This is a genomic window from Ruegeria sp. N10 (genome assembly GCF_056531545.1).
Window position 1 is genome coordinate 13,809 of record NZ_JBQFLY010000018.1, and the last position, 23,492, is coordinate 37,300.

Consider the following 23,492-nt stretch of genomic DNA (forward strand, 5'->3'; position numbering starts at 1 on the left):
CACGAAAATGTCACGAAAACCGGGCCGATCCTCAGAAAATTGCCAGCGACAGGTCGTTGGGGATATTTCTGCTTATGGTTGCTTGAAATTTCATCAAGGCTTTATCCCAGAGCCAAAAGATGTCACGGTTTGCGGCAGCGAAAGACAACTTTCGCAACTTCTTTACCGACAGAAACCAAGAAAGCTGCGACGCAGTGTTCCTTGCGAATTGGCAAAATCAAAATCGAAATGAACGAAGTCTCAGCGGGCGTCGGTCTAATCCGGCTGCTGCGTGCGACCCCGATCAAGTGGGGCCGCGCAGCGACGAACTTATGGGAGAGAAATCATGAACAGATACATTCGGAACTCAGTGGCGGGGCTTTTGTCGTCGACCATGATCACAGGTGCCGCGTTTGCCGCTGGCACGCATCCTGAAACCGGCGAAGCGCTGGCGGACGATCAGACCTTTACCTACCGCATTCTGGACGAGCACAGCTCGGTCGATCCGCAGGTTGTCGAAGACGTTTCCGGTGCTGAAATTGTACGTGACCTGTTTGAAGGGCTGATGAACCAGGATGAGGATGGCAATCTGGTTCCGGGCGTTGCAACAGGTTACACCGTCGATGACAGCAAGAAGGTTTACACCTTCACACTGCGCGACAATGCGAAATGGTCGAATGGCGACCCGGTAACCGCCGGAGATTTCGTTTTTGCTTGGAAACGCGCAGTTGATCCGGCACTGTCCTCTCCTTACGCGTGGTTCATGGAGCTGATGTCGATCGAAAACGCTTCGGCAATCATCGCAGGCGAAAAGCCGATTGATGATCTGGGCGTCAAAGCCATCGATGACACAACCCTGGAAGTCACGTTGAGCGCGCCGCTGCCGTATTTCCCGCAGATGACGACGCATTCGACAACCTTCCCGGCACCTCAGAAGGTGATCGCGGAATTTGGTGATGAATGGACCAAACCGGGAAACATCGTGTCGAATGGCGCGTATGTTCTGACCGAGCACTTGCCGCAGGAACGTTCGGTCCGTGAGCGCAACGAGATGTACTGGGACAATGACAACACCATCATCGACAAGGTTGTGGCACTGGTCATCAATGATGAAAACGTAGCCCTGACCCGCTATCTGGCCGGTGAACTGGACCGGACCGAAGTTCCTGCCGGTCAATTCCCGCGTCTGCAAGAAGAGCATCCGGGCGAGGCCATCAGCTTCCCGCGCCTGTGCAACTATTACTACACGTTTAACGTGTCTGACAGCGGCCCTGAAGAATTCAAGAACCCCAAAATTCGTCAGGCTCTGTCGCTAGCCGTTGACCGGGACATCATCACCAAGAACATCAAGGCCGGTGGCGAGCCGCCCGCGTATACATTTGTGCCAGAAGCAACCGCAGGCTTTACGGTTCCGGTCGTTGAAATGGCGTCAATGAGCCAGGCCGAGCGCGATGAGCTGGCCAAGGAACTGTTGGCCGAGGCCGGCTTTGGTGCGGATAACCCTTTGACCTTCTCGATGGTCTACAACACTTCGGAAGCCCACAAGAAAGTTGCTGTCGCGCTGAGTCAGATGTGGAAGCAAAAACTGGGCGCCAATGTTGAACTGGCCAACATGGAATGGAAAGTCTTCCTGGAAGAGCGGGGCAACCAGAACTTTGATCTGGCCCGCGGCGCGTGGTGTGGCGACTATAACGAAGCCTCAACCTTCCTTGACCTGTTGCAGTCGGATTCGGGCTACAACGACGGCAAGTATAACAATGCCCGTGTGGACGAGTTGTTGGCCGAAGCCAAAACTTCGGACGATCCGGCACCGCTGTACACCGAGGTCGAGCGTATTATCGCTCAGGAAACCCCCGTTATCCCGATCTATCACTATGCTGGTGTCTACATGATGGACAGCGATGTCGGAAACTGGCCGGTCAAAAACGTAGAGCAAAACTGGTATTCCAAGAACCTCTACAAAATCGCCGAGTAATCATCTTCTGACCATGACCTGCCCCGAAGTTTTCTTCGGGGCAGCGCCATCTATTGGGGGCATTGAATGCTTGCCTATGTCATTCGGCGGGTGCTGACCGCCATACCGACGATCCTGCTGCTGATCGTCGCCTGTTTCTTTTTGATGCACTATGCGCCCGGTGGGCCCTTTACCTCGGAACGGACATTGCCGCCGCAGGTTCTGGCCAATATCGAGGCGCGGTATGGTCTGGACCAGCCGTTGTGGAAGCAACTCTGGGACTATCTGTACAATATCGTTGTGCATTTCGATTTTGGACCGTCCTTCAAGTTCAAGGACCGCGATGTGAACGACATCATCGCGCAGGGCTTTCCGATCTCGCTGACCTATGGGTCGCTGTCCTTTCTGGTCGCTACTGTGGTTGGCATCGGGCTGGGGATTGCCGCCGCGATCCGGCACAACAGCTGGATCGACTACTTTGCGGTTGGGCTGGGGATTGCAGCGCAGGCGCTGCCCAACTTCATCATGGGTCCGATCCTGATCCTGACCTTCACCCTGTGGCTGGGATGGTTGCCCGGCGGTGGGTGGAATGGTGGTCAATGGCCCTATCTGATCATGCCGGTTATCGCCCTTGCGACATCTTACATGGGATCGATTGCACGGATCACCCGGTCTTCAATGCTGGAGGTTCTGAATTCGAACTTTATCAGAACCGCCCGTGCCAAGGGCCTGCCGACAAGAACCGTGATCTGGCGCCATGCGATGAAGCCGACCTTGCTGCCGGTCGTATCTTATCTGGGGCCGGTGTTTGTTTATGTGCTGACCGGATCCGTCTTTGTTGACATCTACTTCTCGACCGGTGGTCTGGGGCAGGCTTATGTCGGCTCGGCCTTGTCACGCGACTATGCTGTGCTGCTTGGGGTTACGATCCTCTATGGCGTTCTGACCGTTCTGGTAAACCTGCTGACCGATCTGGCCTATGCCTGGTTCGATCCGAAGATCCGCTACTGAGGGGCTGGATATGCTAGGAAAATCACAAAAAGCCGCGCATCTGGCCGAAGAAATCACCGATTATACAGCCGTTCAGGGGCGTTCGCTCTGGCAGGACGCGCGCATGCGCTTTGTAAGAAACAAAGCGGCAATGGCCAGTGTGTTCATTTTGCTGCTTATCGTGTTGTTCACAATCCTTGGCCCGTATTTTGCGGTCTGGAGCAATGAAGAGATCGACTGGAATGTCATGGGCGATGTCCGGGGCATGGGAATGCCGTCGATGGAAACGGGTCACTATTTCGGTGTCGATGATCTGGGGCGCGATCTGTACAGCCGCGTCATTCAGGCTACCACGACGTCCCTGCTTGTGGGGTTGATCGGGGCGGCGACCGCTCTGATCGTTGGTACGTGTTATGGCATTACTGCCGGTTACTTTGGGGGTCGGACGGATGGCGCCATGATGCGTTTTGTCGACATCCTTCTGGCTATCCCGACAACTCTGATCATCATTCTTCTGCTGGTTGTTGCCGGGCGATCCTTCTTCACACTTTTCATCGCATTGGGCGCGGTTGGTTGGCTGACCATGTCACGTATCGTGCGCGGGCAGACGCTTGCCCTGAAGAACCGCGAATTCATCGAGGCCGCCCGAGCGGCGGGCGTCAGTGAATTTACGATCATGTATCGTCATATTTTGCCCAATCTGCTGGGTGTTGTGATCGTCTATGCCTCGCTTCTGGTGCCCGAGATGATCCTGACCGAAAGTTTCATCTCATTTCTGGGCCTGGGGATTTCAGAACCTTACACGTCGCTGGGGAGGCTGATCGCAGAAGGGGCGGGAACCATGGGCTATGGAACGCTGTGGCAATTGATGTTCCCGCTGACATTCTATGTCGCCATTATCATCACGATGTTCTTCATCGGCGATGGTTTGCGTGACGCTTTGGACCCGAAGGACCGCTGATATGAGTCTGTTTTCCGTAAAGAACCTGAGCGTCCGGTTTGACACCCCCGATGGTGTCGTTGAGGCGGTCAAAGACATCAGTTTTGATATCAATCCGGGCGAATGCCTTGGTATCGTCGGTGAAAGTGGATCCGGCAAAAGCCAGACCTTCATGGCGGCAATGGGTTTGCTGCCCCCTGCCGGACATGCCAGCGGGTCAGCCAAGCTGAACGGTCAGGAGATTTTGAACCTGCCAGTGAACAAGCTGAACCAGATTCGCGGCGACGATGTCGGCATGATCTTTCAGGATCCTCTGACTGCATTAACGCCACATCTGAAGATTGGGCAACAGATGCGTGAAGTGCTGCAGGTCCACGAGGGCCTGAAGGGGTCAGCCGCGCGCGCGCGCTGTCTGGAGTGGTTGGACAGGGTGCGCATTCCCGAAGCGGGCCGCCGTCTGGACCAGTTCCCGCACGAATTATCCGGTGGAATGCGACAGCGTGTGATGATTGCGATGTCGATGCTGTGCAGTCCCAAACTGCTTATTGCGGACGAGCCGACGACGGCGCTGGATGTCACTGTTCAGGCAGACATCCTTGATCTGATGGTTCATCTGCAGAAGGATGAGGGAACCGCGATTGCACTGATCACGCATGACATGGGCGTTGTTGCGCGCATGTGCGACCGGGTTCAGGTCATGCGGATGGGCGAATTCGTCGAAGCCGGCGAAACACGCGCGCTGTTCCGAAATCCGCAACACGAATACACGCGGGCCTTGCTGGAGGCGATGCCCCGGATTGATGCCGGCGACGCGCCGCGCGCTTTGGAAAAGGTCGAAGAACCCCTTCTCAAGGTCGATGACGTCAAAGTTCATTTCCCCATTCATGTCTCTGGCGGGTTGTTCGGGCGCAAGGTTCCGCTGAAGGCTGTCGATGGTGTCAGTTTTGATATTCGCAAGGGCGAAACTCTGGGTGTCGTGGGCGAATCCGGTTGCGGAAAATCGACACTGGCGCGCGCGGTTTTGCAACTGATCGAACCCAGCGCGGGCGGCGTCAGCTGGTTGGGCCATCCGATCGTCGGCTTGAAGCGGTCCGAGCTGAACAAGTACCGCAAGGACCTGCAGATCGTGTTCCAAGACCCTTTGGCCAGTCTTGATCCACGCATGACGATTTCAGCGTCGATTGCTGAGCCGCTGAAAACCTACCGCCCCGATCTTACGGACCGGGAACGCAAGCAGATGGTCGCCGCGATGATGGAGCGGGTCGGGCTGCAGGCCAACATGATCAACCGTTACCCGCACGAGCTGTCCGGAGGTCAGAACCAGCGCGTCGGCATTGCACGGGCGATGATCAACAAGCCCAGGCTGATTATCTGTGACGAAGCGGTTTCAGCGCTCGACGTTTCCATTCAGGCACAGATTGTCGAGCTGCTAAAGGAACTTCAGCAGGAATTTGGCCTGTCGATGATATTCATCAGCCATGACTTGTCGGTTGTGCGTGCGGTATCGAACCGGATCATGGTTCTGTATCTTGGTCGGATTGTGGAAATGGGTGACGGTGAGGTGATCTGCTCGGAACCGATCCACCCTTATACTCAATCGCTGATTTCGGCCGTGCCAATACCGGACCCGGATGTAGAGCGGACGCGGCAGCGCCTCAAACTGCCGGGTGAGCTGCCATCGCCGCTTGATCCCAAAGCTGCATTACGTTTTTTGCCCAGTCGGCTGGTCAACGGTCGCAGTGATTATGTTCCAAAGCTGCAAGAAGTCGCTCCAGACCATTTTGTAGCGGAACATGACACACTGGATTCCATCATGGCCAATGGCTGATCGAAAGGTCTGCTGCAGGTTTTCGGTGCTTGAAGCATGCGCCGAAAACCTGCGCAGGGACTGTACGAAGAAACCGTAGCGTGTGGTGGGGCTTAACGCTCGGGAATGAAAGACAATCCTGACACAAGCTGTCGCAGGCCAAGAGCTGCTCCGGCAAAGATCGCCGCAAAGGTTATGGGTGCGCTATAGGCCAGCAGAGAAAAAGCGGAGATGCCTTGTCCGACACTGCATCCAACCGCAATTATTGCTCCGGGCCCCATTATCGCCGCCCCCAGCATCTGCCGCTTAAGCTCACGTGGATCTTCGCAGGCTTCCCAGCGGAAATGACCTTTTGACCATGACCCGAGGAAAGCACCAATCAGAACCCCTGAAACTGAACCGACCGCAAACGAGAGCGTGGTGCCTGAGGCGGTCATGAGATAGAACACGGTATCACCCAAAGGCGCGGCAAACGTGTGTGTCTGCAAGGTCTCACCGTCAAACCCGTGTGTGGCTACCCAATTGGTGCCAAGCCAGCCTGAAACGACTGCCAATCCGACCGCCGCACCCCAAAAAACCTGCGCAGGTGATTTACGAAAACGATCATTTGTCAGGGCAAACACTACTATGGCAGAGCCGACAAGCGTTCCTGTAACCCATGCAGGTATCGACGTCAGCCGTTCGGCAAGGAAGCTGACGCTTTGTGGATTACCGAGATCCATGGCTTCGGGAAAAAGCCAGATCCTGACATAGGCCAGAGGGCCGGACATGACCACATATGCGGAAAGGCCCACGATCAGGACAATGACGAATGACCGAAGGTCACCGCCGCCAAGGCGCGCGAGCGCGCCATAGCCACAGTTTCCGCTGATGGCCATGCCATATCCGAACATCAATCCGCCAATGACCGATCCGATCGGATTCCACGTCTGCGCAATATAGGTCGTGCTGAGTGGATCAATCCACCCTAACGCCATGCCCAAATGGCTGCCGACGATCGCAACACCAATCGCGACGGCCCACATACGCAGGCGCCGGTCGTCATTTGCATAAAGATAATCTTCAATCGCACCCAAGGTGCAGAACCGCCCAATGCGCGCGGCAAGCCCAAGTACAATGCCGCCGACCAGACCGACCAGCGCAACTGAATTGGCGTCTCCCAGAAGTTCGAACATGGCCAGTCTCCTCCCAAAGCTGGCGGTGTTTCTCTCGGGCTTCTACTTGTCCCGACAGAAAAGATTGTAGACGACTTCCAGAATCTGAGTCGACCGGTCGTCCGCCAATCTGTAGTAGATCGTTTTGCCTTCGCGTCGTGTCTTGACCAGCCCTTCAAAGCGCAGGCGGGACAACTGCTGGGAAACGGCAGCTTGTCTGGCCGACAGCATTTCCTCCATCTGCGTGACGGATTTCTCGCCAGATGACAAATAACACAGAATCATCAGCCGCCCCTCATGGCTGATCGCCTTGAGGAAATTGGACGCCGTCTGGGCGTTATCCATCATCCTGTCCAAGTCCTCGTCGCACATGTCCTTGGTGAACACGGGCAGTTTCGACTGTTTGTCCAACAAGATCCTCTCGCTTTCGTGGCTTCACGTATTCAAAACAGTATATGTAAATCCTGAGGATTTAACCAGAGCTCTCGATCATTACTCCGGCGTCACGTAGTAAAACACCCAATAGCCCCCAGAAAAAGTCTTCGCCAGGATAACCCTCGATCCGGCCGATTTCTTGACCGTCCTCCAGCAAAACAAAGGTCGGCGTATAGAAAAGAGGCCGATCCAGGGTAATCCCTTCGGGCGTGGTTGCGTGGATGTCCGTTCGTTGCAATGGGGCAGCTTTTCCTTCCGCTGTCAGCGGGTAGATCTCGGAAATTTCGGCGTCCCAGCGGGCGCACCACATGCACCCGTCTTCTTCCGCCATCAGCAACACCATTTCGGCCCGCGACGCAGCAGGCCAGATCAACAATGTGATGACGAACAATGTTTGAATTGCGTGACGCATCAAAAGCTCCGATTGACCGAGGTAGTATATTTTTATTATTTTGAATGTATGAATAATAGCCTGTCAGGACGGATTTGACCATGCTCGACATCACGTTTGCAGGGGCTCTGATCGCGGGGCTTTTGTCTTTCCTGTCCCCCTGCATTCTGCCCATAGTCCCGTTCTACCTCAGCTATCTGGCGGGCGTCGGGATGGAGCAGATTTCGGCCGGTTCGACGATCACCCCGGATGTTCGCCGCCGGGCGACCCTGTCAGCGATAGCTTTTGCCGCTGGGATCATAACGGTCTTCATGGCGCTTGGGGCCACGGCGTCGATCTTCGGTCAGATGGTACGCGCGTATTTCGACATTCTGCGATGGATCGCTGCGCTCATCATCATCGCGATGGGCCTGCATTTTCTGGGTCTTTTCCGTATCGGCTTCCTGTATCGGCAGTTTCGTGCAGACATCGGTGAGACGAGAAATGTAAGCGTGATCGGGGCATATGTTCTGGGGCTGGCTTTTGCCTTTGGCTGGACGCCTTGCGTCGGGCCGGTTTTGGCGGCGATCCTGTTCACGGCGGCTGGAACCGAGACCGCTTGGCGCGGTGCCGTGCTTTTGTTCGTCTATGGGGTTGGCATGACAGCGCCGTTTGTTCTGGCAGCCTTTCTGGTTCGGCCCTTCATGCAATGGATGGCACGTTTCCGGAAACATCTGGGAATGATTGAAAAGGCGATGGGTGTCTTGCTGATTCTTTTTGGCATCCTGATCGCGACCAATTCCATAAATCTAATCGCACAATGGATGCTGGATCACATGCCTTGGCTGGCGGCCATTGGCTAATTCGGGAGAACACCATGAAACGGATAGTATTGTTCTTGATTGCAGGGCTGTTTGCTGGGGCGGTTTACGCAGCTGAACTGGGGGATGACGGTCTGCATAAAACGCCGTGGATGCGAGACACGTTCAAAGACCTTCGTGAAGACCTTGAAGAAGCGAGGGGGGAAGGCAAGCGGCTGGTTCTGTTCATTGAACAACAGGGCTGCATCTACTGCAAAAAGATGCATGAAGAGGTTTTCCCGCAACCCGACCTGTCTGCGTATATCGAAGAAAACTTCTTTGTCGTTCAGCTGGACCTACACGGAAGTACGATGGCCACCGATTTTGACGGAGAAGAAGCCGAGCAAAGATCACTGATGCGCAAATGGGGGATTCTGTTCACCCCTACATTGGTTTTCTTGCCGGAGGACGTGTCAGAGGATGCCACAGCAATCGAAGCGGCCGTTGCGGTCATGCCCGGGGCGTTCTCGAAGGGAACGACCCTCGATCTTTTTACCTGGGTCAATGAAAAACGGTACGAGCTTGATAACGGGGAAGATTTTCAACGGTATCACGCGCGCCGCATTCAAGAGAGAAACAATGTTTCGCAAGATTGACGTGTTGCAATATAAATAAAAAAATTCATTAAGATGAATTTAATGTTGCGATGAACCCTGCCCGTCGACTACGGTACACAGAGGCTTTGGGTCGCAAAGCGCCATCGGCGCGGTAGCAAATGGGAGGGATCATGAAGCTGAGACACTTGACTTTGGCCTGTATCATAACAGGCAGTGCCGCCATCGCGGCAGAAACAGGACCAAAAGAGGTACAGTTCGACGATTATGGCGCGGTGGAGGCTTCATTGACCGGCGTCGCTGGCGATGCGGCAAACGGTGCGGTCATCGTGGGCGAGAAATCCAAGGGCAACTGTGTGGCCTGTCATCAGGTCACGGCTTTGGCGGATATTCCGTTCCATGGCGAAGTCGGTCCGCTGCTGGATGGGGCCGGGGACCGGTGGTCCGAGGCGGAGCTTCGAGGACTGGTCGCAAATGCCAAGATGACGTTTGACGGAACGGTCATGCCGGCCTTCTACAAGGATGACGGCTATATCCGCCCGGGCGACGCCTATACGGGCAAAGCCCCATCAGGGCCTTTGACGTCAATCCTGACTGCACAGGAAATTGAGGACGTCGTCGCGTTCCTCGCAACCCTAAAAGAACAATAATCACGCTTTCAGGCGTGAATTCGTGAGGATCCAAAGGAGATTGAAAATGGAATTTTCTCGTCGCGAGACTCTGGCTCTTGGTCTGGGCGCTGCGGTCCTGACCCTGATGCCGTTCCGCGCAAATGCGGCTGCGGAAGACGCGATAGCCGCGTTTACTGGCGGTGCAGACATGGCCGACGGCGGTGTGACACTGACGGCGCCGGAAATTGCCGAGAACGGAAACACCGTTCCGATCGAAGTCAGCGCGCCGGGTGCGGCTGCGATCCTGATCGTAGCGGCCGGAAACCCCGAGCCCGGCGTTGCCACGTTCAACTTTGGCCCGCTGGCTGCTGCACAGGCGGCTTCGACCCGTATTCGACTTGCCGGAACGCAGGATGTCATTGCTGTGGCCAAAATGGCTGATGGCAGCTTTGCCAAGGCCTCGGCAACCGTAAAAGTGACAATTGGCGGCTGCGGCGGCTGATCGCCGCGCGCCCTGAAGAACAGGAGAACAACCAATGGCATCCGGTGTAAAACCCCGCGTCAAGGTTCCAAAAACAGCCGCTGCTGGCGAAGCAGTCACGATCAAAACGCTGATTAGCCACAATATGGAAAGCGGTCAGCGAAAGGACAAGGAAGGCAACGTTATCCCGCGGTCGATCATCAACCGATTCACCTGCGAGTTTAACGGCCAGCTCGTGATAGACGTGGCCATGGAACCAGCGATTTCGACAAACCCGTACTTTCAATTCGATGCAACCGTGCCCGAAGCCGGGGAATTCGTCTTCACGTGGTATGACGATGACGGTTCTGTTTACGACACAAAAAACTCGATTGAGATCGCCTGACGGCTCGACCGCACTGGCAGATCAGCGCCGGTGGCGAAACCTGCGCTGATCACCCAAGGGAGGAACGCAATGAATAAAAAAGCACTCACGGCGATCGCGGCAGTTCTGGCATTCCCAGTATCAGTGGCCGCCGGACCTGACGAAGACAAGTTGGTGATCAACGAAGAACTGGAAATGGTTTCGGTGACCGAAGCCCCGGCCCATGTCGAGAACTTCGATACGATCTACTCAGGGTGGCATTTCAGGACCGATGAAACCCAGGCTTTGCAGATCGACGATTTCGACAACCCGGCGATGGTATTTGTCGATCAGGCCTCGGACCTGTACCAGACTGTCGATGGGGCGGCTGGCAAAAGCTGCGCGTCCTGCCACAGTGACGTGGAAAGCTTTGAGGGGTTGCAGGCATCTATGCCCAAGGTCGATGCGGAAACCGGCAAGCTGGTGGTAATGGAAGACCTGATCAACAAGTGCCGCACGGAACGCATGGAAGCGGACGCGTGGAAGTGGTCGGGTGCGGATATGCAGGGTGTGGTGGCATTGATCGCTCTGCAATCGCGTGGATTGCCCATGAATGTCGCCATTGATGGTGATGCGGCCCCGTATTGGGAGCAGGGCAAGGAAATGTACTACACACGATATGGTCAGCTGGAGTTGAGCTGCGCCAACTGTCACGAAGACAACTGGGGCAACATGATCCGGGCCGACCATCTGAGCCAGGGGATGGTCAACGGTTTCCCGACCTATCGTCTGAAACAGGCCAAGCTGATCTCGCGCCACAATCGCTTCCGCGGCTGTATTCGCGATACACGCGCTGAAACCTTTGCAGAAGGCTCGGACGAATTCCGCGCACTGGAGCTTTATGTAGCATCGCGCGGCAATGGGCTTTCGGTCGAAACGCCGTCGGTACGCCAGTAACAAAGAACCCGCGCCGGGATTGTCGGGCGCGGGTTTTTCATTTCTACTACATTCACACATTTATATGTGAAACAGGAAAGCCGACAGATGATATCGCGACGTGATTTTCTACAGGTCTCCATGGCGGCCTCAGCGCTATATGGGGCATCCGGTTTAGGGAACTGGGCAAGGCTGGCGGCCCAGCAAAGCCTGAGCCAGGACCAGTTGCTGGAATTTGAGACCTTCGGAAATATCAGCCTGATTCACATCACCGATATCCACGCGCAGCTTAAACCGATCTACTTCCGCGAGCCCGAGGTCAATTTGGGCATCGGAGACGCGCGCGGGCAAATGCCGCATGTGACGGGGGCCGCGTTTCGCAAGGCTTACGGAATCGAAGATGGCAGCCCGTCCGCCTATGCGCTTACCTACAATGACTTTGCTGCATTGGCAAAAACGTATGGCCGCGTCGGAGGGCTTGACCGGGTCTCGACTGTTATCAACGCCATCCGTGCCGACCGGCCAGATGCGCTGTTGCTGGATGGGGGCGACACCTGGCATGGCTCGTATACCTGCTATCAGACGGCGGGTCAGGACATGGTCAACGTGATGAATGCACTCAAGCCCGATGCGATGACATTCCATTGGGAGTTCACGTTGGGCAGCGAGCGGGTCAACGAGATCGTCGAAGGTTTGCCCTTTGCGGCGCTAGGTCAGAATATCTTTGACGCGGAATGGGATGAACCTGCGGAACTATTCAGGCCCTACAAGTTCTTCGAGCGCGGCGGGGCCAAAGTTGCCGTTATCGGACAGGCTTTCCCGTATATGCCAATTGCCAACCCCAGTTGGATGTTCCCGGAATACTCGTTCGGGATCCGGGATGAGAACATGCAGGCCATGGTGGACGAGGTGCGCGACGTCGGTTCCGATGTGGTCGTTGTCCTCAGCCATAACGGCTTTGACGTGGATAAGAAGATGGCGAGCCGTGTTCAGGGGATTGACGTAATCCTGAGCGGTCACACCCATGACGCATTGCCTGAACCGGTTCTGGTCGAAAAGACGCATATCATCGCGTCCGGCTCGAACGGCAAGTTCGTCAGCCGCGTTGATCTGGACGTGCGGGATGGCCAGATGATGGGGTTGAAGCACAAGCTGATCCCGATCTTTTCAGACGTCATCGCGCCTGATCCGGCAATCACGGCCCTGATCAACGAACAGCGTGCACCATATGATGCGGCGCTAAGCGAAGTGATTGGCAAGACGGACTCGCTGCTGTATCGCCGCGGAAACTTCAATGGCACGTGGGACGATCTGATCTGTGACGCACTGATCAGCGAGCGCGAGGCGGATATTGCCATGTCGCCGGGTGTGCGCTGGGGTCCGTCGATTCTGCCCGGTCACGAGATCACGCGTGAGGATATCTGGAACATCACCTCGATGTCTTATCCGAATGCGTATCGCACGGAAATGACGGGTGAATTCATTCACGTGATCCTCGAGGATGTTGGCGACAACCTGTTTAACCCCGATCCCTATTACCAGCAGGGTGGCGACATGGTTCGTGTCGGCGGACTTGGATACCGTATCGATGTGACCAAACCGCAAGGGCAGCGGATCAGCGACATGACCCTGCTCAAGACTGGTGAGGCGATTGATCCGGCGAAATCCTATGTTGTGGCCGGTTGGGCCAGCGTCAACGAAGGCACCGAAGGCCCGCCCATCTGGGATGTCGTCGAAAACCACATTCGCAGCCAGGGTACCGTAACTGTCGAACCGAATACATCGGTCGAGGTGATCGGAGCCTGACAGCGCGAACCGAACTTCAAACATTGAATACAAGATTTGCTGATCGAATGACGGAGGCAAACAAGATGAGCGAGAACCCAAGGGGAAAAGCCCCATCGCGTCGCCAGTTTCTAAGCGGTGCCGCCGCGGTTGGCGTAGGTGCGGTCGGAGCCTCAGCGGCGCGCGCCGCAGGCCCTGACCCGCTGATCACGCAGGTTCAGGAATGGGCACAGTCAACGGGCGAAGGCGTGGATGCAACCCCCTACGGCCTGCCAATCCAATTCGAGAGTGATGTTGTACGGCGCAATGTCGAGTGGTTGACCGCAGACACGATCAGTTCGATCAATTTCACGCCGATCCACGCGCTGGACGGTACGATCACCCCGCAGGGATGCGCGTTCGAGCGGCACCATTCGGGTGCGATCGAGCTGAGCAAGGCGGACTACCGTCTGATGATCAACGGTCTGGTCGAAACTCCGCTGATCTTCACATATGAAGATCTGGAACGTTTCCCGCGTGAAAACCGTATCTATTTCTGCGAATGCGCTGCCAATACCGGTATGGAATGGGCCGGTGCGCAGCTCAACGGCGCGCAGTTCACGCACGGAATGATCCACAACATGGAATACTCCGGTGTGCCGCTGCGCACCCTGCTGGAAGAAGCGGGGGTAAAGACCGAAGGCAAATGGGTTTACGTCGAAGGCGCGGATGCTTCCTCGAACGGCCGCTCAATCCCACTGGAAAAGGCAATGGACGACGTACTTGTTGCGTTCAAAGCCAATGGAGAGGCTTTGCGCAAAGAACACGGCTATCCGGTCAGGCTGGTCGTTCCCGGCTGGGAAGGCAACATGTGGGTTAAGTGGCTGCGCCGGGTCGAGGTCACCGAGATTGCTATCGAAAGTCGCGAAGAGACATCCAAGTATACGGATACACTCGAAGACGGAACATCACGCAAATGGACATGGGTAATGGACGCCAAATCGGTCGTCACCTCGCCCAGCCCGCAAGCGCCGATCACGCATGGGCCGGGGCCGTTGGTGATCACCGGGTTGGCCTGGTCCGGGCGGGGCTCAATTACCGGCGTCGATGTGTCGGTGGATGGTGGCAAAAACTGGGTTCCGGCCCGTCTGGCGGCCCCCGGAACAGACAAGGCGCTGACCCGGTTTTACTTGGACCATAACTGGGACGGTACAGAGATGCTGTTGCAGGCCCGCGCCAAGGATTCGACCGGTTACGTCCAACCCAGCAAAGCTCAGCTGCGCGACGTGCGTGGTGAGAACTCGATCTACCACAACAATTGTATCCAGACCTGGTGGATCAAGGAAAACGGAGAGGCGGAAAATGTCGAAGTATCGTAAGCTATTGGCCGCCTCGGCCCTTGGGTTGTGCGTGGCGGTTCCAGCCCATGCAAACAAGCTTGGACTTGGGCGCCCTGCGTTGCCCGAAGAAATCGCAGCATGGGACCACGACGTTGCGCCTGACGGAACCGGATTGCCCGAAGGGTCCGGCGACGTGTTCACCGGTGAAGAGGTCTTTACCGAACGGTGCGCGATTTGTCATGGCGATTTTGCAGAAGGTGTGGGCAATTGGCCGAAACTGGCGGGCGGCGAGGGCACGCTTGCAGATAAGGACCCGCTGAAAACAGTGGGCTCCTACTGGCCGCACCTTTCGACGGTATGGGACTATGTGAACCGTTCGATGCCGTTTGGAGACGCACAAACGCTGGAGCCTGACGAAGTTTACGCGATTGTCGCCTATATCCTTTATTCAAATGACATTGTTGATGATGAGTTCACGCTGTCGCATGAAAACTTCCTTGAAGTGGAAATGCCGAATGCCGGGGGTTTCATCGCGGATGACCGCGAAACCGCCGAGGCGCATTTCTGGACGGACGAGCCATGCATGTCGGATTGCAAAGAAGGCGTGGAAATCACCATGCGCGCCGCCGTTCTGGATGTAACGCCCGACGAAGCCGGGGCTGACAGTCCGGACCAGGCGTCTGTATACGAAAAAACATCCGTCGAAGTCGAAGAACCTGCTGAGGACATAGCAGCACTTGATCCCGAAATGATCGAAAATGGCGAAAAAGTTTTCAAGAAGTGCAAGTCATGCCATCAGGTCGGCGAAGGGGCCAAGCATCGCACGGGTCCGGCATTGAACGGCGTTGCCGGTGCCAATGCGGCCGCCGTCGAAGGCTTTAAGTACTCCAAGGCCATGAAAGCTGCCGCCGAGGATGGCTTGATCTGGACGGATGAAGAGATGGCCGCGTTTCTGGCCAAGCCTAAAGCCTACATGAAGGGGACGCGTATGTCCTTTGCCGGGCTGAAGAAACAGGATGAAATCGACGCGGTCATCGTTTACCTGAAGTCGTTCGGAAGCTGATCATGTGGCGGCGGTGGGCAACAGGTGTCATGTTTGCTGCGAGTATACTGACAACTGCCGCCACCGCGACCGAAGACTTGGGCGATGCTGTAGCCGGCAAACTTGTGTTTGCCCAATGCAAAGAATGTCATCAGGTCGGCGCCGATGCTGAAAACAGGATCGGTCCGCACCTGAATGGTGTATTTGGCCGCCGGGCTGCCGGGCTAGAGGAGTTCACCTATTCCAAAAGCCTGATCCGTGCAGGTACTTCGGGGCTGGAATGGCACGCCGACACATTGTCGGCTTACATTGAAAACCCCCGCGCATTCGCATCCGGCACCAGAATGAGCTTTCGTGGGCTCGAGAACCCGGAAGATCGGGCCAATGTAATTGCCTATTTGCGTGTGTTTTCCGACAACCCGCAGGACATCCCCGAAGCCGACCCAACGGCAAAGAGAACGGACCATTCCGTCAACCCCGAAATCCTCGCGATACAGGGTGATCCGGAATACGGCGAATATCTGAGCAGCGAATGCACGACATGCCACCAGATAGAGGGAGGCGATGATGGGATTCCCTCGATCGTTTACTGGCCCGACCAGGATTTCGTTGTCGCCATGCACGCCTACAAGGACAAGCAGCGGCCCCATCCCGTCATGCAGATGATCGCGGGCCGCCTGAGCAGCGATGAGATCGCGGCATTGGCCGCTTACTTCAACAACCCACAGTGACAATGCCCAAGGGGAGGAAACGCGATGACACTCAACAGACGGACATTTCTGGGAACCGCAGGGGTACTTGCCGCCGGGCTGTCGGCCCCGATGGTGCTGGCGCAGGGAAAGCCCCGTGTCGTGGTGGTCGGGGGCGGGGCAGGCGGCGCAACCGCCGCGCGCTATATTGCCAAAGACAGCAAGGGCGAGATTGACGTCACCCTGATCGAGCCGTCCAAAACATATTACACTTGTTTTTTCTCGAACCTGTATCTGGGCGGGTTTCAGGAGCTTTCGGACATTGCGCACAGCTATGGCACGCTTGCCGCAAAATACGGTATCAACGTGGTTCACGATTGGGCCGTCGGTGTCGACCGCGACGCCAAAACCGTCTCGTTAGCGGGTGGCGGATCTATTCCATATAACAAACTGATCCTGAGCCCGGGTATCGACTTTGTCGATGGCGCGGTCGAGGGGTGGGATGTGACTGCACAGAACAAGATGCCGCATGCGTATAAGGCGGGCTCTCAAACCGAGCTGTTGAAGGCGCAGGTTCTGGCGATGCCCGAGGGTGGAACCTTTGCGATGGTCGCGCCGCCGAACCCGTACCGTTGCCCCCCCGGACCTTATGAGCGGGTTTCGATGGTTGCGCATGTGCTGAAGGCGAACAATCCGACAGCGAAAATCATCATTGCTGATCCGAAAGACAAATTCTCCAAGATGTCTTTGTTCCAGGAAGGTTGGGCCGACCACTACGAAGGCATGATCGACTGGATCGGAGAGGATTTTGGCGGCGGCAATGTCTCGGTCAATCCGGATGCCATGACGGTGACCATCGATGGTGAAGAAACCCAGGTCGATGTCTGCAACGTGATCCCGGCCATGAAAGCCGGGCGTATTTCGGAAATGGCCGGTGTGACCGATGGCAACTGGGCACCGGTGAATGCGGCGGACATGTCATCGAAAGCTGACCCTGACATCTATGTTCTTGGTGATGCCAGCCAGCAAGGCGACATGCCGAAATCCGGTTTTTCGGCCAACAGCCAGGCGAAAGTCTGCGCCAATGCCGTTCGCGGTGCATTGACCGGATCAAAGATATTCCCGGCCAAGTTTTCGAACACGTGCTGGTCGCTCATTGATACGGATGACGGGGTCAAGGTCGGTGCGACTTATGAAGCAACGCCAGAAAAGATTGCCAAGGTGGACGGCTTTATCAGCCAGACCGGCGAAGGCTCCGACCTGAGAAAAGCAACCTACCAAGAGTCGCTGGGTTGGTATGCCGGTATCACATCGGACATGTTCGGTTAAGAAACGCCAAGGCTTTGACCGGTGTCAAAGCCTTGGCGGTGAAATCTGAAGAAATGTGGTTCAGGAGGAGGAACATCATCATGAAACACTTTATCGCATCAGCCGCTTTTTCGGTTGCATTAGCAAACCCGGTTTTTGCAGGGGAGGTCATTGCCGTCCCCTTTGACGGCAGCTTTGATGACGCCACCTTTGCCGTTGAATCAGCAATTGTTGGCCAGGGGCTGGTTATCGATTATGTGAGCCATGTTGGTGACATGCTGAACCGGACGGGGGCGGATGTCGGCAGCGACAAACAGATATTCGCAGCTGCTGAAATATTTATCTTCTGTTCCGCAAGGCTCTCGCGCGAAATGATGGAGGCTGACCCGATGAATATCGGCTATTGCCCCTACGGGATCTTCGTGGCCGAGGACGAAGGCGGTGTCAAAGTGGGCTACCGAAGCTATCCTGACGGACCAATGGAGAAAGTCGAAGCCTTGTTGGCCGGTATCGTAGAAGAAGCCGTTGGAAACTGACATGAACTACCAACAGTTTTTTCGTGATCAGCTAGGGCAATTGCAGGCCGAAGGAAATTACCGGGTCTTCGCCGAGCTTGAGCGTCATTGCGGAGCATTTCCAACTGCACACAACCATGCAGAAAACGGACCTGAGAAAGTCACAGTCTGGTGCTCGAACGATTATTTGGGAATGGGTCAGCATCCAAAGGTTCTGGCGGCCATGCACCGAGCGATCGACACCTGTGGCGCAGGGGCTGGCGGGACTCGGAATATTTCGGGGACCACGCATGAACATGTTCTGCTTGAGCAGGAGCTTGCGGATCTGCATGGCAAGGAAGCAGCGCTGCTATTCACGTCCGGGTATGTTTCAAATTGGGCTGCTTTGGGAACTCTGGCTTCGCGAATTCCCGGTATCACGGTTCTGTCCGACGAATTGAACCACGCGTCGATGATCGAGGGTATCCGTCACAGTCGTTGCGCAAAGCGGGTCTGGAAGCATAACGATTTGAAGGACCTTGAACGACATCTCATGGACCTGCCGTTCAACGCGCCAAAACTGATCGCGTTTGAAAGTGTGTACTCGATGGATGGCGATATCGCACCGATTGCCGAAATCTGCGATCTGGCGGATCGATACGGCGCGATGACCTATCTGGACGAGGTTCATGCAGTAGGGCTGTATGGCCCGCGTGGTGGTGGCATCGCCGAACGCGAAGGGTTGATGGATCGCCTGACGGTCATCGAAGGCACGTTGGGCAAAGCGTTCGGCGTGGTTGGTGGGTACATCGCGGCGTCAAAGGAACTTGTCGACTTTGTCCGTTCTTTTGCCAGCGGATTTATCTTTACCACCGCATTGCCCCCGGCCGTCGCCGCTGGTGCCGCAGCGTCCGTACGGCACCTCAAACAAAGCAATGAGGAGAGGTGCCTGCATCAGCAACGCGTAAGCGAGGTTCGGAGCAGGCTGGACGCTTTGGGCATCCCGCACACGCCCAACCCAAGCCATATTATCCCGGTCATGGTCGGTGATCCGGTCAAGTGCCGCTTCATCTCGGATGTTTTGATGCGCGACTACGGGATTTATATCCAGCCGATAAACTATCCTACTGTCCCGAAAGGCACCGAACGCCTTCGGATTACGCCGTCACCTGTACATTCGTCAGAAGATGTAACCCTGTTGGTCGAGGCGTTGGGTGCATTGTGGACACAGTGCCAGCTTGCGCGCAAACCGATGGCCGCACAGTGAGAACTTGACGGAAGGCAAAGACGGACACGTAAAGAGGTGAGAGTTTTGTCTATGGAACGCCTCATCGATCTGCTGGGAGATTCGGGCACATTGGCTGCCGCCGGTTTGCTTGTTGGCATCCTGTTCGGAGTCACCGCTCAGAAATCTCAATTCTGTTTGCGGGCATCCACTGTTGAAGTCGCCGAGGGCGAGCTTGGCCCCCGTCTGGCCGTCTGGCTGGTCGCGTTCACGTCGGCGCTGACGCTGGTACAGGGGTTCGTCTCGATTGAATGGCTGGATTTGTCCGAGGCGCGGTCAATTGCGTCGACAGGCAGCCTGAGTGGCGCGGTGATCGGCGGTTTGATGTTTGGCGTCGGAATGATTTTGGCGCGCGGATGTGCGTCGCGCCTGTTGGTGTTGGCCTCATGCGGCAACCTGAGGGCTATGGTGACGGGGCTGGTTCTGACGTTGGTCGCGCAAGCGGCTTACACAGGTGTGCTCAGCCCCGCGCGCGAGGCGCTGTCCGGTCTTTGGACGATCGCAGGTGGTAACGCGCGCGACCTTTCGGCACTACTTGGGTTTTCGCCGATCGCATACACCGCCTTTGCCGCAGGGACATTTGTTCTGGCCGTCGTGTTTGCAGCGCGCCAGCAGGTTACAATGACAAAGATTGTCATGGCAGCCGGAGTTGGTGTCGCTGTGGCGCTTGGCTGGTTGATGACATTTGCGATTGCACAAGCCTCCTTCGACGTCGTGCCGGTGTCTTCGGTCACGTTCACCGGCCCGGCAACGGACACATTGATGGCGCTGGTGGCTGAGCGGAAAATTGCCTTGTCCTTTGGCATTGGTCTGGTTCCGGGCGTTGCAATTGGCGCCGCTGTTTCTGCCATTCTTTCCGGCGAGTGGAAGATCGAACAATTTGGCCCGGATACTCCGATGGAGCGCTACCTTGTGGGGGCCGTCTTGATGGGATTTGGTGCAATGTTGGCAGGTGGCTGCGCCGTTGGTGCCGGATTGTCCGGGGGATCGTCCTTGTCGCTAACTGCGTGGCTTGCCGTCTTCTCGATGTGGGTCGGGGCCGTCGCCACCCATCGGATGATGATGCGAATGCTCGTTCTTCGGCGGTCCTGACTTATTCGAATTCTATCTGTTCGTAGACACGACCGGCGTTTTTTGTGGCCAGTTCCTCGAACGTGTCCAAATGGGCGTAAGGGGATTGGTTGACGTAATAGGCCTCGGCCAGATCCCCGCCTGCATCCATATGTTCCAGTATCTTTGCGCGCAGGTAGACCAGATAATCACGTGTATACCGGCGCACCTGATCCATGTTCGTAGGATGACCGTGCCCCGGGATCACATATGTGGCTTCCAGTGCCTCGAACTCATTGTCCCAGGTCTCAAGCCAATCTGCGGTGTAGGTGTCCTGAAAGATCGGCAGCATACGTTCGTGAAATGCCATGTCACCTGCGATGACAAGGCTTTGATTGGGCAACCAGATCGAAATGTCGCCGGGGCTGTGCGCAGGTCCAAGATGTTTGGCCTCGATGCGAAAATCGCCGAGTTCGACGATGTATTCATCGTCAAACGTTTCTGTCGGACCGGCCAGAAAAGTTCCTTTTGCCTTGTCCTTGTTATATGCCTGCATCCCTTCAAGGATTTGCGGCCCATATTCTTCGAACTCAGCCGCCGCATCTGAATGAGCGACGATGGGCACTCCAAGTTCCGACCAGTAGGCGTTCCCCAGCATGGCGTGCCCCTGACCGTTTTCGTTAAAGACAAGCTTCACGGGCTGATCCGTGATCGCTTGGATCTCTTTGTGAAGCGCTTCGGCAAGCGCATAAGCCGCGCCACCGTTGATGACGACAACGCCCTCTCCGGTCACGATGAAGCTGAGGTTGTTGTTGTGGCCCGAATTCTCATAGGTTGGGGGTGCGGTTGCACCGATGGCGGAAAAGACGCCGGGAATAAACTCGACAGGTTTCGAGTAAAGAACGCTCTGCGGGTACTGGTCAGCAATATCCTCACTGGCCCAGGTTTGTGTGGCCAGGGTACAGGCAATCAACAAAGCGCGCATCATGCAGGCTCTCCAATAAATCGATAGGTCGAACCGGCCTTTTCGACACGGCCAAATCCGCCATTTGGCAGATGGAATCCAATAATATTCATTTGGGCATGAGAAATCTGATCCAGCAGCGATTTCCGTGCACTTGCCGCGGCGTCGGGGTCCTGATCCGTACCGCTGCGCCAATCCGGACGCTCGAACGCGACGTGCGGATTGCCGAGCGCATCGCCCACGACCATCACCGCGTCACTGCCTTTGCGAATCTCGAAGGCCATATGTCCGGGCGTGTGCCCGAAACTAGCGCGTGCTGCGATACCGGGAAGGATTTCCTGCCCATCATCAAAAAACGCAACCATGCCTTCGATGGCTTCCATGCGCCGCTTTGCGCCCACCGCGAAGGCCGTGCGGTCGGCCCCTATCGTTTCCACGGTTGCGGGGTTCCACCAATAGTCCCATTCCGTGCGGCCAAGATGAAATCTGGCATTGGGAAAGAGTGGATCTCCGAAGTCGTCCAGCACACCCCAGATGTGATCTGGATGTGCATGGGTGAAGATCACCTGCGTGACCTCATCCGGAGACAACCCGACGGCGTCCAGAGTTTCCGGAAGTTTGCCAGCGGTTTGCATGAAGTCGGGCCCGGCTCCAACGTCGAACAGTATGGTATTCTGGTCATCGCGGTAGAGCACAATGTTGCACTCGGGCTGGTAACTGGTCAGATCTGCCTGATAGCGGTTCAGAAGTTCTGTTAGCTCTGCCTCGGGCATTGCGCCAAAGACCATTTCGGGCGGCAACGACAGATACCCATCTGACAAAGTCGAAATCCTTGCCGATTGGCCAAGTGTCATCTCCGCAATCGCAAAGCTGGGTCGCAGGCAGAGCGCCAGACATGCGCCCTGAGACAGGAAGGTGCGCCGGGAGAAATGTGGGTCTCTGCTCATACATAATCATTAAGATGAATGTTTTTATTTGTAAATGATGAATGACGCGGACGGCACATTATCTCTGGGGCTTTCCACCACTTGCGTTGGAATGTTCGCAGCAAGGTGTCGCACATCTGGCCCATCCCAAAGTACCTTTGACACGTCTTTGCGAAGCAGATACGGAATGGACTACCTGGAGCGGCGGTGAAAACCTGTGCATCGCGGCGCAGGATGTCCTGTTGCAGGTGCAGGGCACCCGCCACGGCTTGCAGGAGATTTCAACGCAAAGCGACCTACCAGGACACTACAATTGTGACGTCACCCAGCCAGCGCATGCGGCAGGTGTTCAACCAGAGCCCGTTGCACGACCGCAAATCTTGGCGTGTGTGCGATTTCCTCTAGCGTCGCGACCCAAAGTGGAACCTCGATTCTGGGATCAATGTCGTTCAACCTGTGAAGCCGGGGATCAGCGTCGCCAATAAAAGCAGGTAACAAAGCTCGCCCCGCACCCGATGCAACCATCTGCTGAAGCACCAGAAAACTGTCTGCTCCGTTTGTCATGTCATCGGCGCGAACATGTTCAGCCAACCATTTGGCCGGGAGTGAACGGCTGAGAGCCCCATCAAGCCGCATCCATTTTTGGTCACGGGTACCGTCACTGTAAACCCCAAAGAACAACGTTCCTGCGCGCTCTCCGGTCAACCCTTCACCAAGTTGAACTGAAGGGCGGACAACTATATCCGCAGTTAACCTGGTCAGATCATGGTGACTGTTACCGCTGAGGATCGTCAGTTCGAGGCTCGGATAGAGGGCGGAAATTGAGTTTAGTATCTGTGGCAGGACAAACTGGCAAAGGCTGTCCGTGGACGCGATACGCACATGACCCGCAGGCGAACGATTTGCGCCCACAACGGCGCGTTCTACCGAAAGCACGGCGTCTTCAACGCTTTCCATGGCGGACAGAATTGTTCTGGCTTCGGGAAGTACTGAATACCCTGACGGGTCTTTCCGAAAAACAACACAGCCATATCGGTGTTCGAAGGCGGCAACTCTGCGCAGGACGGTTGCATGTGCAACGCCCAGGGCTGTCGCCGCCGCATTCAACGAGCCGTGTTTGCTGACGGCGAGGGCATACCGAATATCGTCCCAATTGTCGTTGTTCATAAATGAACAGGAGAGGCCGAATAACAAACAATTACAAGAAAAATCGTTC

24 protein-coding genes are annotated in these 23,492 nt (G+C 56.0%); 18 read left to right on the forward strand and 6 right to left on the reverse strand.

The features are described 5' to 3' along the window. The first annotated feature begins 325 nt into the window (after positions 1–325). The 4 genes from ACR0JI_RS18480 (at position 326) to ACR0JI_RS18495 (ending at position 5,691) form a co-directional block, all read left to right on the forward strand. Positions 326–1,954 (forward strand): peptide ABC transporter substrate-binding protein, encoded by a 1,629-nt coding sequence (locus tag ACR0JI_RS18480; RefSeq protein WP_480495910.1) that lies wholly within the window; start codon positions 326–328, stop codon positions 1,952–1,954. A gap of 66 nt (positions 1,955–2,020) precedes the next feature. Further along, positions 2,021–2,944: an oligopeptide ABC transporter permease OppB gene (oppB, locus tag ACR0JI_RS18485; protein WP_209507493.1), complete on the forward strand. Its 924-nt coding sequence runs from the start codon at positions 2,021–2,023 to the stop codon at positions 2,942–2,944. A gap of 10 nt (positions 2,945–2,954) precedes the next feature. Then, a complete protein-coding gene (locus ACR0JI_RS18490) occupies positions 2,955–3,884 on the forward strand; it encodes an ABC transporter permease subunit (RefSeq protein ID WP_480478073.1) in 930 nt (309 codons plus the stop codon). Between the two features lies 1 nt (position 3,885). After that, a complete protein-coding gene (locus ACR0JI_RS18495; RefSeq protein ID WP_480495912.1) occupies positions 3,886–5,691 on the forward strand; it encodes an ABC transporter ATP-binding protein in 1,806 nt (601 codons plus the stop codon). 92 nt (positions 5,692–5,783) lie between these two features. Here the strand turns inward: ACR0JI_RS18495 and ACR0JI_RS18500 are convergent, their stop codons facing one another. The 3 genes from ACR0JI_RS18500 to ACR0JI_RS18510 all read right to left on the reverse strand — a co-directional run bounded on the left by ACR0JI_RS18500 (position 5,784) and on the right by ACR0JI_RS18510 (position 7,671). Further along, positions 5,784–6,845 (reverse strand): YeeE/YedE family protein, encoded by a 1,062-nt coding sequence (locus ACR0JI_RS18500; RefSeq protein WP_480478077.1) that lies wholly within the window; start codon positions 6,843–6,845, stop codon positions 5,784–5,786. Between the two features lie 42 nt (positions 6,846–6,887). Further along, positions 6,888–7,196: a metalloregulator ArsR/SmtB family transcription factor gene (locus ACR0JI_RS18505; RefSeq protein ID WP_480478211.1), complete on the reverse strand. Its 309-nt coding sequence runs from the start codon at positions 7,194–7,196 to the stop codon at positions 6,888–6,890. Positions 7,197–7,296: 100 nt separating this feature from the next. Further along, positions 7,297–7,671, reverse strand: a complete 375-nt coding sequence (locus ACR0JI_RS18510; RefSeq protein ID WP_480478079.1) for a hypothetical protein — start codon at positions 7,669–7,671, stop codon at positions 7,297–7,299. Positions 7,672–7,751: 80 nt separating this feature from the next. On the opposite strand from ACR0JI_RS18510, the gene ACR0JI_RS18515 reads away from it, so the two are divergent. From ACR0JI_RS18515 to ACR0JI_RS18580, 14 genes are all read left to right on the forward strand, one after another. Beyond that, positions 7,752–8,492, forward strand: coding sequence for a cytochrome c biogenesis CcdA family protein (locus tag ACR0JI_RS18515; RefSeq protein ID WP_480478081.1), 741 nt, complete (start codon positions 7,752–7,754; stop codon positions 8,490–8,492). Positions 8,493–8,506: 14 nt separating this feature from the next. Then, a complete protein-coding gene (locus tag ACR0JI_RS18520; protein ID WP_480478083.1) occupies positions 8,507–9,085 on the forward strand; it encodes a thioredoxin family protein in 579 nt (192 codons plus the stop codon). Positions 9,086–9,216: 131 nt separating this feature from the next. Continuing rightward, positions 9,217–9,693, forward strand: a complete 477-nt coding sequence (gene soxX / locus ACR0JI_RS18525; protein ID WP_267366181.1) for a sulfur oxidation c-type cytochrome SoxX — start codon at positions 9,217–9,219, stop codon at positions 9,691–9,693. A gap of 46 nt (positions 9,694–9,739) precedes the next feature. Next, entirely contained in the window at positions 9,740–10,156 is a 417-nt protein-coding gene (gene soxY / locus ACR0JI_RS18530; protein ID WP_209507502.1) for a thiosulfate oxidation carrier protein SoxY, read from the forward strand. Between the two features lie 34 nt (positions 10,157–10,190). Then, entirely contained in the window at positions 10,191–10,520 is a 330-nt protein-coding gene (gene soxZ, locus ACR0JI_RS18535; protein ID WP_480495914.1) for a thiosulfate oxidation carrier complex protein SoxZ, read from the forward strand. Positions 10,521–10,589: 69 nt separating this feature from the next. Further along, the gene (soxA, locus tag ACR0JI_RS18540; RefSeq protein WP_480495916.1) at positions 10,590–11,435 is read left to right on the forward strand and encodes a sulfur oxidation c-type cytochrome SoxA; all 846 of its coding nucleotides are present in this window, start codon (positions 10,590–10,592) and stop codon (positions 11,433–11,435) included. 87 nt (positions 11,436–11,522) lie between these two features. Then, positions 11,523–13,220, forward strand: a complete 1,698-nt coding sequence (gene soxB, locus ACR0JI_RS18545; RefSeq protein ID WP_480495918.1) for a thiosulfohydrolase SoxB — start codon at positions 11,523–11,525, stop codon at positions 13,218–13,220. A gap of 65 nt (positions 13,221–13,285) precedes the next feature. Continuing rightward, positions 13,286–14,557: a sulfite dehydrogenase gene (soxC, locus tag ACR0JI_RS18550; protein WP_480495920.1), complete on the forward strand. Its 1,272-nt coding sequence runs from the start codon at positions 13,286–13,288 to the stop codon at positions 14,555–14,557. Then, positions 14,541–15,581, forward strand: coding sequence for a c-type cytochrome (locus tag ACR0JI_RS18555; RefSeq protein ID WP_480495922.1), 1,041 nt, complete (start codon positions 14,541–14,543; stop codon positions 15,579–15,581). The genes soxC and ACR0JI_RS18555 overlap by 17 nt, the downstream gene beginning before the upstream one ends. A 29-nt stretch (positions 15,582–15,610) precedes the next feature. Then, the gene (locus ACR0JI_RS18560; protein ID WP_480495924.1) at positions 15,611–16,291 is read left to right on the forward strand and encodes a c-type cytochrome; all 681 of its coding nucleotides are present in this window, start codon (positions 15,611–15,613) and stop codon (positions 16,289–16,291) included. A gap of 24 nt (positions 16,292–16,315) precedes the next feature. Beyond that, positions 16,316–17,578: an FCSD flavin-binding domain-containing protein gene (locus ACR0JI_RS18565; RefSeq protein WP_480478093.1), complete on the forward strand. Its 1,263-nt coding sequence runs from the start codon at positions 16,316–16,318 to the stop codon at positions 17,576–17,578. An 80-nt stretch (positions 17,579–17,658) separates the two neighbouring features. Beyond that, positions 17,659–18,093, forward strand: coding sequence for a DUF302 domain-containing protein (locus tag ACR0JI_RS18570; protein ID WP_480478095.1), 435 nt, complete (start codon positions 17,659–17,661; stop codon positions 18,091–18,093). Position 18,094: 1 nt separating this feature from the next. Beyond that, on the forward strand, positions 18,095–19,318 hold the full coding sequence (gene hemA, locus ACR0JI_RS18575; protein ID WP_480495926.1) for a 5-aminolevulinate synthase: 1,224 nt from the start codon (positions 18,095–18,097) through the stop codon (positions 19,316–19,318). Positions 19,319–19,369: 51 nt separating this feature from the next. Continuing rightward, on the forward strand, positions 19,370–20,428 hold the full coding sequence (locus ACR0JI_RS18580; RefSeq protein WP_480495928.1) for a YeeE/YedE family protein: 1,059 nt from the start codon (positions 19,370–19,372) through the stop codon (positions 20,426–20,428). Position 20,429: 1 nt separating this feature from the next. Here the strand turns inward: ACR0JI_RS18580 and ACR0JI_RS18585 are convergent, their stop codons facing one another. The 3 genes from ACR0JI_RS18585 to ACR0JI_RS18595 all read right to left on the reverse strand — a co-directional run bounded on the left by ACR0JI_RS18585 (position 20,430) and on the right by ACR0JI_RS18595 (position 23,443). Further along, positions 20,430–21,374, reverse strand: coding sequence for an MBL fold metallo-hydrolase (locus tag ACR0JI_RS18585; RefSeq protein ID WP_480495930.1), 945 nt, complete (start codon positions 21,372–21,374; stop codon positions 20,430–20,432). Next, positions 21,371–22,297 carry an MBL fold metallo-hydrolase gene (locus ACR0JI_RS18590; protein WP_480495932.1) on the reverse strand — a complete coding sequence of 309 codons (927 nt, stop codon included), beginning with the start codon at positions 22,295–22,297 and terminating at the stop codon, positions 21,371–21,373. The genes ACR0JI_RS18585 and ACR0JI_RS18590 overlap by 4 nt, the downstream gene beginning before the upstream one ends. A gap of 300 nt (positions 22,298–22,597) precedes the next feature. Further along, complete coding sequence (locus ACR0JI_RS18595; protein WP_480478105.1) at positions 22,598–23,443, reverse strand: LysR family transcriptional regulator; 846 nt, start codon at positions 23,441–23,443, stop codon at positions 22,598–22,600. Positions 23,444–23,492: the final 49 nt, after the last annotated feature.

Excerpts from the sequence above, each read along its gene's own strand:
- soxZ (WP_480495914.1), top strand. The coding sequence starts at position 10,191 with ATGGCATCCGGTGTAAAACCCCGCGTCAAGGTTCCAAAAACAGCCGCT.
- soxY (WP_209507502.1), top strand. The coding sequence starts at position 9,740 with ATGGAATTTTCTCGTCGCGAGACTCTGGCTCTTGGTCTGGGCGCTGCG.
- ACR0JI_RS18495 (WP_480495912.1), top strand. The coding sequence starts at position 3,886 with ATGAGTCTGTTTTCCGTAAAGAACCTGAGCGTCCGGTTTGACACCCCC.
- ACR0JI_RS18590 (WP_480495932.1), bottom strand. The coding sequence starts at position 22,297 with ATGAGCAGAGACCCACATTTCTCCCGGCGCACCTTCCTGTCTCAGGGC.
- ACR0JI_RS18515 (WP_480478081.1), top strand. The coding sequence starts at position 7,752 with ATGCTCGACATCACGTTTGCAGGGGCTCTGATCGCGGGGCTTTTGTCT.
- ACR0JI_RS18570 (WP_480478095.1), top strand. The coding sequence starts at position 17,659 with ATGAAACACTTTATCGCATCAGCCGCTTTTTCGGTTGCATTAGCAAAC.
- ACR0JI_RS18585 (WP_480495930.1), bottom strand. The coding sequence starts at position 21,374 with ATGATGCGCGCTTTGTTGATTGCCTGTACCCTGGCCACACAAACCTGG.
- hemA (WP_480495926.1), top strand. The coding sequence starts at position 18,095 with ATGAACTACCAACAGTTTTTTCGTGATCAGCTAGGGCAATTGCAGGCC.
- ACR0JI_RS18510 (WP_480478079.1), bottom strand. The coding sequence starts at position 7,671 with ATGCGTCACGCAATTCAAACATTGTTCGTCATCACATTGTTGATCTGG.
- soxX (WP_267366181.1), top strand. The coding sequence starts at position 9,217 with ATGAAGCTGAGACACTTGACTTTGGCCTGTATCATAACAGGCAGTGCC.
- soxB (WP_480495918.1), top strand. The coding sequence starts at position 11,523 with ATGATATCGCGACGTGATTTTCTACAGGTCTCCATGGCGGCCTCAGCG.
- ACR0JI_RS18595 (WP_480478105.1), bottom strand. The coding sequence starts at position 23,443 with ATGAACAACGACAATTGGGACGATATTCGGTATGCCCTCGCCGTCAGC.
- ACR0JI_RS18560 (WP_480495924.1), top strand. The coding sequence starts at position 15,611 with ATGTTTGCTGCGAGTATACTGACAACTGCCGCCACCGCGACCGAAGAC.
- ACR0JI_RS18490 (WP_480478073.1), top strand. The coding sequence starts at position 2,955 with ATGCTAGGAAAATCACAAAAAGCCGCGCATCTGGCCGAAGAAATCACC.
- ACR0JI_RS18580 (WP_480495928.1), top strand. The coding sequence starts at position 19,370 with ATGGAACGCCTCATCGATCTGCTGGGAGATTCGGGCACATTGGCTGCC.
- ACR0JI_RS18555 (WP_480495922.1), top strand. The coding sequence starts at position 14,541 with ATGTCGAAGTATCGTAAGCTATTGGCCGCCTCGGCCCTTGGGTTGTGC.
- ACR0JI_RS18480 (WP_480495910.1), top strand. The coding sequence starts at position 326 with ATGAACAGATACATTCGGAACTCAGTGGCGGGGCTTTTGTCGTCGACC.
- ACR0JI_RS18565 (WP_480478093.1), top strand. The coding sequence starts at position 16,316 with ATGACACTCAACAGACGGACATTTCTGGGAACCGCAGGGGTACTTGCC.
- ACR0JI_RS18520 (WP_480478083.1), top strand. The coding sequence starts at position 8,507 with ATGAAACGGATAGTATTGTTCTTGATTGCAGGGCTGTTTGCTGGGGCG.
- ACR0JI_RS18500 (WP_480478077.1), bottom strand. The coding sequence starts at position 6,845 with ATGTTCGAACTTCTGGGAGACGCCAATTCAGTTGCGCTGGTCGGTCTG.
- soxA (WP_480495916.1), top strand. The coding sequence starts at position 10,590 with ATGAATAAAAAAGCACTCACGGCGATCGCGGCAGTTCTGGCATTCCCA.
- soxC (WP_480495920.1), top strand. The coding sequence starts at position 13,286 with ATGAGCGAGAACCCAAGGGGAAAAGCCCCATCGCGTCGCCAGTTTCTA.
- oppB (WP_209507493.1), top strand. The coding sequence starts at position 2,021 with ATGCTTGCCTATGTCATTCGGCGGGTGCTGACCGCCATACCGACGATC.
- ACR0JI_RS18505 (WP_480478211.1), bottom strand. The coding sequence starts at position 7,196 with ATGTGCGACGAGGACTTGGACAGGATGATGGATAACGCCCAGACGGCG.